The sequence below is a fragment of the Pseudanabaena biceps PCC 7429 genome (genome assembly GCF_000332215.1).
Taxonomy (GTDB): Bacteria; Cyanobacteriota; Cyanobacteriia; order Pseudanabaenales; family Pseudanabaenaceae; genus Pseudanabaena; species Pseudanabaena biceps.
Genome location: NZ_ALWB01000263.1, coordinates 1 through 7331, shown reverse-complemented (window position 1 = coordinate 7331; position 7331 = coordinate 1). Strand labels below are relative to the sequence as shown.

General features: G+C 45.0%; 7 protein-coding genes. 5 read left to right on the top strand and 2 right to left on the bottom strand.

Annotation, left to right across the window (positions count from 1 at the left end; genetic code table 11):
* Positions 1–138: 138 nt before the first annotated feature.
* On the bottom strand, positions 139–624 hold the full coding sequence (locus PSE7429_RS20285; RefSeq protein WP_009629224.1) for a Shedu anti-phage system protein SduA domain-containing protein: 486 nt from the start codon (positions 622–624) through the stop codon (positions 139–141).
* 22 nt (positions 625–646) lie between these two features.
* Entirely contained in the window at positions 647–892 is a 246-nt protein-coding gene (locus PSE7429_RS20280; RefSeq protein ID WP_009629223.1) for a hypothetical protein, read from the bottom strand.
* 288 nt (positions 893–1180) lie between these two features.
* Between PSE7429_RS20280 and ffh the strand changes: the two genes are divergently transcribed.
* From ffh to PSE7429_RS20255, 5 genes are all read left to right on the top strand, one after another.
* Entirely contained in the window at positions 1181–2614 is a 1434-nt protein-coding gene (gene ffh, locus PSE7429_RS20275) for a signal recognition particle protein (RefSeq protein WP_009629222.1), read from the top strand.
* Positions 2615–2846: 232 nt separating this feature from the next.
* A complete protein-coding gene (locus PSE7429_RS20270; RefSeq protein ID WP_009629221.1) occupies positions 2847–3719 on the top strand; it encodes an isoaspartyl peptidase/L-asparaginase in 873 nt (290 codons plus the stop codon).
* A 192-nt stretch (positions 3720–3911) separates the two neighbouring features.
* Positions 3912–4928, top strand: coding sequence for an NAD(P)/FAD-dependent oxidoreductase (locus tag PSE7429_RS20265; RefSeq protein WP_009629220.1), 1017 nt, complete (start codon positions 3912–3914; stop codon positions 4926–4928).
* Between the two features lie 237 nt (positions 4929–5165).
* The gene (locus PSE7429_RS20260) at positions 5166–6479 is read left to right on the top strand and encodes an adenylosuccinate synthase (RefSeq protein ID WP_009629219.1); all 1314 of its coding nucleotides are present in this window, start codon (positions 5166–5168) and stop codon (positions 6477–6479) included.
* A gap of 133 nt (positions 6480–6612) precedes the next feature.
* Positions 6613–7164 carry a 50S ribosomal protein L25/general stress protein Ctc gene (locus PSE7429_RS20255; RefSeq protein ID WP_009629218.1) on the top strand — a complete coding sequence of 184 codons (552 nt, stop codon included), beginning with the start codon at positions 6613–6615 and terminating at the stop codon, positions 7162–7164.
* Positions 7165–7331: the final 167 nt, after the last annotated feature.

Here is a 7331-nt window from a genome sequence, read left to right as displayed (position 1 = left end):
GCATCTCTTCCATTCCTAAAAATTATATGCCTGTTGACGAAAGTTCTGTAGTTTATCAATAATCATGACTGTAGATGTGCTTTTTCTTTTTCATCTACTTTAGACAGTTTGTATCTCTTTTACTCTGCCTTTTTTAGTCTAAACTCCAGTATAGCTAACATGGCGATGACCAAAATACTCTTCAAATTTATTTGTTCGCTCATAATCATCCATACGGTAATACCAATCAATCACTTGACTCAAGCCATGCTCATATCTTGAAGCCCAATCATAGCTAGTATTGGCAAGATCCGACTTTCTGGACTTCAGCTTGAAAATGCTATCCTCCATCGCATCCTCAAACTCAATAAATACAAACTTCTTCTTCTCGCGATCAGCCACCACAAAATCAGCTCGAAACTCATTATTGAACAAACTCACTTCAGGCTTATAAAAAGAAGGTTCCAAGCCAAAATGCCAATATCCTAATAGAAGAATTAAATTTGGTCTATCTGCGAAAAAATTTTGCAGCCCATTCTCGCCAGTCTCTGGAATTGATGGATTCGTAGCTAGAAAGTTTTGTAGTTCTTGAAGTTGGCGATCGCACTCATTGATATCGAACCGATGATTGATTAGGTGGATCACTTAAAGTCTTCCCTAGCTACAATCATTGATGATAATTAACAATGTCAATTATCAAAAAGCCCTGCTCATTTTTAGTAAAGAGCATTCGCACACTTTTATCGACCTTTACCACCCAAGTCTCTAAATCTCGATTTTTAAGTATTTGAGATTTTAGTCGCTGTGCATGGTTTTTATCTAACTGCTTAATCAGGCTAGAAACCTTATCTTTTTGTTTTAATGGCATAGTTTCATAAGCCATCAATGCTTTTTCCCGAAATTGTACAGTCATTTCTATCCTCAGATGCAGTACAAGTTTGCAATTTGGATCTTGGGGCTATTATAGTCATTTTTGCTCTTATAGCTATATTCAGTAATGTTAGGACAAAAATCAAACCCAATAGAGAGTTGCGGCGCGAAGCGCCGCAACTCTCTATTGGGTTTGATGTCCTGACTTAAGTGGCTATAGCCATATCAAAGGCGATCGCCGCCATAGCCATAATTTTTTCCGATCGCGATCAATGTAACGGTGGTAACGGTAAATTAGTAATTAGAACTAACAGCAAAAGCAAAACTAGATATGTTTGATGAAATCGCCGATAAATTTGAGGCGGCTTGGAAAAAGTTACGCGGACAGGACAAAATTTCTGAATCCAATATACAGGGCGCGATTCGCGAGGTACGCAGAGCACTCTTAGAGGCAGATGTCAACTTACAGGTTGTCAAAGAATTTGTCGAAGAAATCTCCAAACAGGCTCAAGGGGCTGATGTGATCGCAGGTGTTCGCCCCGATCAGCAATTTATCAAGATCGTCTATGACGAATTGGTAAGGACGATGGGTGAGGCAAATGTACCACTCGCTGAGGCAAATAATGCACCCACAGTAATTTTGATGGCAGGTTTGCAAGGTACAGGTAAAACGACTGCTACCGCCAAATTAGCTTTACATTTACGCAAACTCGATCGCACGGCGTTACTCGTAGCGACTGACGTATATCGTCCTGCGGCGATCGATCAGTTGATCACCCTCGGCAAACAAATCAACGTGCCAGTCTTTGAAATGGGAGCCGATGCCGATCCTGTCGAGATTGCCCGTCAAGGTTTGGCAAAGGCGAAGGAATTGGGCGTTAATACCGTCATCATCGATACAGCGGGACGCTTGCAGATCGATCGCGACATGATGGATGAACTCAAGCGTGTTAAAGATACGATTAAGCCCGATGAGGTACTTCTAGTCGTCGATGCGATGACAGGACAAGAGGCAGCAACGCTGACACGTACCTTCCATGATGAGATTGGGATTACAGGCGCAATCTTGACCAAAATGGATGGCGATACTCGCGGTGGTGCGGCGCTATCGGTGCGGCAGATTTCGGGACAGCCCATTAAATTTATCGGTGTCGGCGAAAAGGTCGAAGCATTACAACCCTTCTATCCCGAACGGATGGCTTCACGGATCTTAGGGATGGGCGACGTACTGACTCTGGTTGAGAAAGCTCAAGAAGAAATTGATTTTACCGACGCAGCCAATCTCCAAGAAAAAATCCTAAAAGCTCAGTTTGACTTTGACGACTTCCTCAAAAATACTCGCATGATGAAAAACATGGGTTCTTTTGGTGGAATGTTAAAGATGCTCCCAGGAATGAAAATCAACGATGCGCAAATCCAAGAAGCCGAAAAGCAACTCAAGCGTTGCGAGTCGATGATCTCTTCGATGACAAAACAAGAACGCAAAGATCCTGACCTCATCGCCAAAAGTCCTAGCCGCAAACAAAGGATTGCCAATGGTGCGGGTTACAAACTTCAGGATGTGACTAAGCTCGTTGCTGATTTCCAGAAAATGCGATCGCTCATGCAACAAATGGGACAGGGCAAGATGCCGAACTTCCCTGGAATGCCCAATATGGGTGGCGGCGGGTTCCCTGGAATGGGCGGTATAGGCAACCAAGCCCCATCTGGCAATCCTGCTTATGGCAAAAAGAAGAAAAAGAAAAAGGGATTTGGGGAGTTGTAATGGGTTTTAGCTTTTAGCTTTTGGCTTTTAGCTTTTAGCTTTTGGCTTTTAGCTTTTGGCTTTTTGGTGATTGGTGATTGGTGATTGAGAATCAAAAGTCACATCTAAATAATGAAACCCAAATTCCCATTTTAAAAAGCTAAAAGCTAAAAGCTAAAAGCTAATGGCTAAAAGCTAATCCCCCATTACCAATCCCCCATTCCCAATTCCCAATTACCAATTCCGAAACAAAATGCAACCAAAAATTATCATTCATGGCGGCGCAGGTAGCACTGTTGAAAGCAAAGGTGGCTATGAACCAGTTCGCAAGTCATTATTTGCGGTTCTCGAAACCGTTTACCCGATGTTGCTCGATGGTGCGAAGGCGATCGATGCTGTTGTCAAAGCATGTCAAATGCTGGAAGACGATCCTCGTTTTAATGCGGGAACTGGTTCCGTATTGCAATCCGATGGGCAAATCCGCATGAGTGCCTCAATTATGGATGGCGATCGCCAAAGTTTTAGTGGTGTCATCAATACGGTGCGAGTTAAGAACCCCATCGAACTGGCTAAGCATTTACAAACTAGCGACGATCGCGTTTTATCTGATTATGGCTCTGCGGAACTTACTCGCGAATTGGGCATCCCGATTTACAATCCCCTCACCGATGAACGCCTTGCGGAATGGGTAGAAGAGCGCAAAACTAACTTCACTCGCAAGATGGCAGATGTGGCGATGGGAACGATCGGTGCAGTAGTACTAGATCGATATGGCAGCATTTGTGTGGGGACATCCACTGGCGGAAGAGGTTTCGAGCGCATCGGTCGAGTCAGCGACTCGGCAACCCCTGCGGGTAACTACGCTAACAAACTTGCAGGCGTAAGCTGCACGGGTGTTGGCGAAGATATCCTTGACGAAGGATTTGCAACTAGAGTAGTGGTGCGTGTCACTGATGGGATGACACTTCAGCAAGCGGTCGAAAAATCGATTACTGAGGCAAAGAGTCGCGATCGCGATTTTGGGGCAATTTGTCTTGATGCCAATGGAGCGATCGCATGGGGCAAAACCTGCCCTGTATTGTTCGCTGCATATCATGACGGTGAGAAGATGCAGGATACACTATAGATATCTAATAAGCAGCGAAGAAAACTAGAAGAATGTACCGCCCGCTAAGCGGGCGGTACATTCTCTGATTTTGGCTGAACTATTTATTTTTTCATGCCAGCTTATTTCAAGTAGGTGATGAAAAACTGTTTTTGATGGTTGCGATTAATTAAAGATGAGCTAAGCTCTTCAAGAGGCATGAACTGAAACTGTATGAAAGATGTAATCGTGATCGGCGCAGGAATAGCTGGTATAACCTGTGCCCAACAACTGAAACAAGCAGGGCTAGATATAACCATTGTCGAGAAATCCGCAGGGGTCGGGGGACGTATGGCAACTAGACGTTTGCAAGGCACTTGGGTCGATCATGGTGCGCAGCTAATTTCAGTTAAAAGCGATAGTTTTGGTAGGTTTGTGCGCAAACTACAGGATAAGGGGATTGTGCAAGAATGGACTCGCGATGTCTATCAGCTCTCGGCATCAGGATTGATCGCCCCAGAAGCAGATGCAAGACACACACGTTACTGCTGTCCAATGGGAATGACCGCGATCGCCAAATATCTTGCCCATGAAATCCCGATCATTAATAATGCTCGTATCGTTAGTGTCAGCCACAAAGACGACAAATGGCAGCTAGTAACCGATCGCCAAGAATTATTGGAAACTGCGGCGATCGTCTCCACCATTCCCGCCCCCCAATTTCTCCCAATATTTGAAGAGGTACTCGCGGCTGCTCCCAACTTTCTACATGCAGTACAATCAGTTACCTTTGCGCCTAGCGTCACTATTATGGCTGGCTACAATGCCAATAATTCTGTTCCTTCAGAATGGCAGGCTATTCGCTGTATCAACGATCCAATTCTTGATTGGATTAGCTACGACAGTAGCAAACATTCAGATAAAGCTGTCCAACCAGTATTTGTACTCCAAAGCACCGCCGACTTTGCGAAGCAATCTATGGAAGAACCCGATCTGGAAATTGCTGGTAAACCTTTACTCAACCAAGTGGGTAGATTATTAGCAAAATGGCTGGCTAGTCCCGAATGGTGGCAAGTACATCGTTGGCGCTATGCCATTGCCGAAGAGTCTTTAGGTGTTTCTTGCCTATCCACAGAAATTCCATTACCGCTAATCTGCGCTGGTGATTGGTGTGCGGGTAAGAATATTGAAGCAGCCTATCATTCAGGGCTTGCTGCCGCAGAGTCAGCGATCGAATTACTTAAAGCTTAGGCAAGTTACGGTTACTATACATTGCCCATTAATCGATCATCTATCATTCAATCCAGATAGATACTCCCTTCCCATTGAAGGATTAGACATTGCGGCGCGAAGCGCCACAATGTCTAATCCTTCAATGAAAAAAACTAGGTAGTACTAAGACTAAAAAAGCTCGTTCAAGACATTGACAAACAATGCAATCTTTTGCAATAATAAGCGATTGTGAGATTTTATTGAGCAGCAAGACTCTTGGCTAATGTAATTGTTATTGGGGCACAGTGGGGTGATGAAGGTAAAGGCAAAATCACCGATTTGCTGAGCCGCTCCGCAGATGTCGTTGTTCGCTACCAAGGCGGTAATAATGCAGGACATACGGTCGTCGTCAACGATCGCACCTTTAAGCTACACCTGATTCCTTCGGGAATCCTGTATCCCAAAACGGAATGCATCATTGCCAGTGGCACAGTGATCGATCCGAAGGTGCTTCTAGAAGAAGTGGATCGACTCAAAGATTTGGGTATATCAACGGATAACCTCTTTATTGCGGAAACCGCCCATGTGACCATGCCTTATCACCGTGTTCTAGATCGCGCCTCCGAGGATCAGCGAGCCGAACACAAGATTGGTACTACGGGACGAGGAATTGGTCCAACCTACGCTGACAAATCCGAGCGGGTTGGCATTCGGATCATTGACTTAATGGACGAGAAACGCATAGCCAAAAAGCTGCGTTGGGCGATCGAGCAAAAAAACATTGTTTTACAAAAGCTCTATAATTTAGAACCCCTCGATGCTGAAGCAATTATTGCCGAATATCGTGGCTATGCGGACCGCCTCCGTCCTCATGTAGTTGATGCATCCCTCAAAATTGATGCGGCAATCCGTGAGAGACGCAATATTTTGTTTGAAGGCGCACAGGGCACATTGCTAGATCTCGATCATGGCACCTATCCCTACGTCACTTCATCCAATCCCGTTGCAGGCGGAGCCTGTATCGGCGCGGGAGTGGGTCCAACTTCCATTGATCGCGTCATCGGCGTTGCCAAAGCATATACAACTCGCGTTGGCGAAGGTCCCTTCCCCACCGAGCTCCATGATGATATTGGCAACCAAATCGGTGAACGTGGAGCCGAATTTGGGACAACCACGGGACGCAAGCGCCGTTGTGGTTGGTTTGATGGCGTAATCGGTCGCTATGCGGTTCGCATTAATGGGCTTGACTGTCTCGCTGTCACCAAACTTGACGTACTCGATGATCTCGAAGAAATCAAGGTCTGTATTGCCTATGAACTAGATGGTCAAGTCGTGCGCGATTTCCCCAGTGATGCGCGCGCCTTTGCTAGGGCGATCCCCATCTACGAAACTTTACCAGGATGGCGGCAATCGACTAGTGAATGTAAAACCGTCGAGGAGTTACCCTCAGAGGCTAAGGACTATCTTAAGTTCCTTGCAGATTTGACAGGAACTCCGATCGCAATTATCTCCCTAGGCGCAAGCAGAGGGCAAACGATCATTGTGGAAGACCCAATCCATGGACCAAAACGTGGTTTGTTGAAAGCTTAGATTTAGCCGCTAGCTTTTAGCTTTTAGCTTTTAGCTTCTGGGTTAAATCTAGGTAATGACCACTACAAATTAAAAGCCAATAGCTAATCACTAGCGGCTAAAAGCCATTAAGCAATCATAAAGTTACAAAAAAATGCAATTACAAATCAACGCTACCACCCGTCCACCCGCAAACAATCGCGCACTTCGTCGTGATGGTCAAATCCCTGCCACTGTATATGGACATAAAGGGGCTGAGTCGATTTCGATCGCTTTAGATGCTAAAGAAGCAACTACCTTGTTACGGGAAGCGACGATTAATAACACATTAATCGAAGTAAATGTAACTGACGGTGACTTCAAAGGCAAAACATTATTGCGTGAAGTGCAAAATCATCCCTACAAAAATTCGATTTATCACCTCAGCTTTTTTGCGATCGAGTCCCAGTCAAAAATTGAAGTAGACATTCCTCTCCACTTCGTTGGCGTACCTGTTGGCGTAAAAGTTGGCGGTGGCTCTGTCGATACAATCAAGAACTACGTTCGTGTAGCTTGCGCTCCCACTAACGTCCCTGAGAGCTTTGAAATCGATATCACTGGGCTTGATATTGGTAAGGGCGTTCACGTCAGTGAAATTGCCTATCCAGAAGGTGTCAAGCCTGTAACCGATGGTACTGCTCTTGTAGTTACTATTCTCAAGAAGTAGTAAATAATACCTCTAGAAATAATAAAGCCTTGCTCAGCAAGGCTTTATTATTTCTAAGTAATATAGCAACGTAAGGTTTGCTTAGAACATAAAATCCTAAAGATGAGTGGCGGCGCTTCGCGCCGCCACTCATCTTTAACGTCAGTTCGAGTTAAACTGCTAAATTT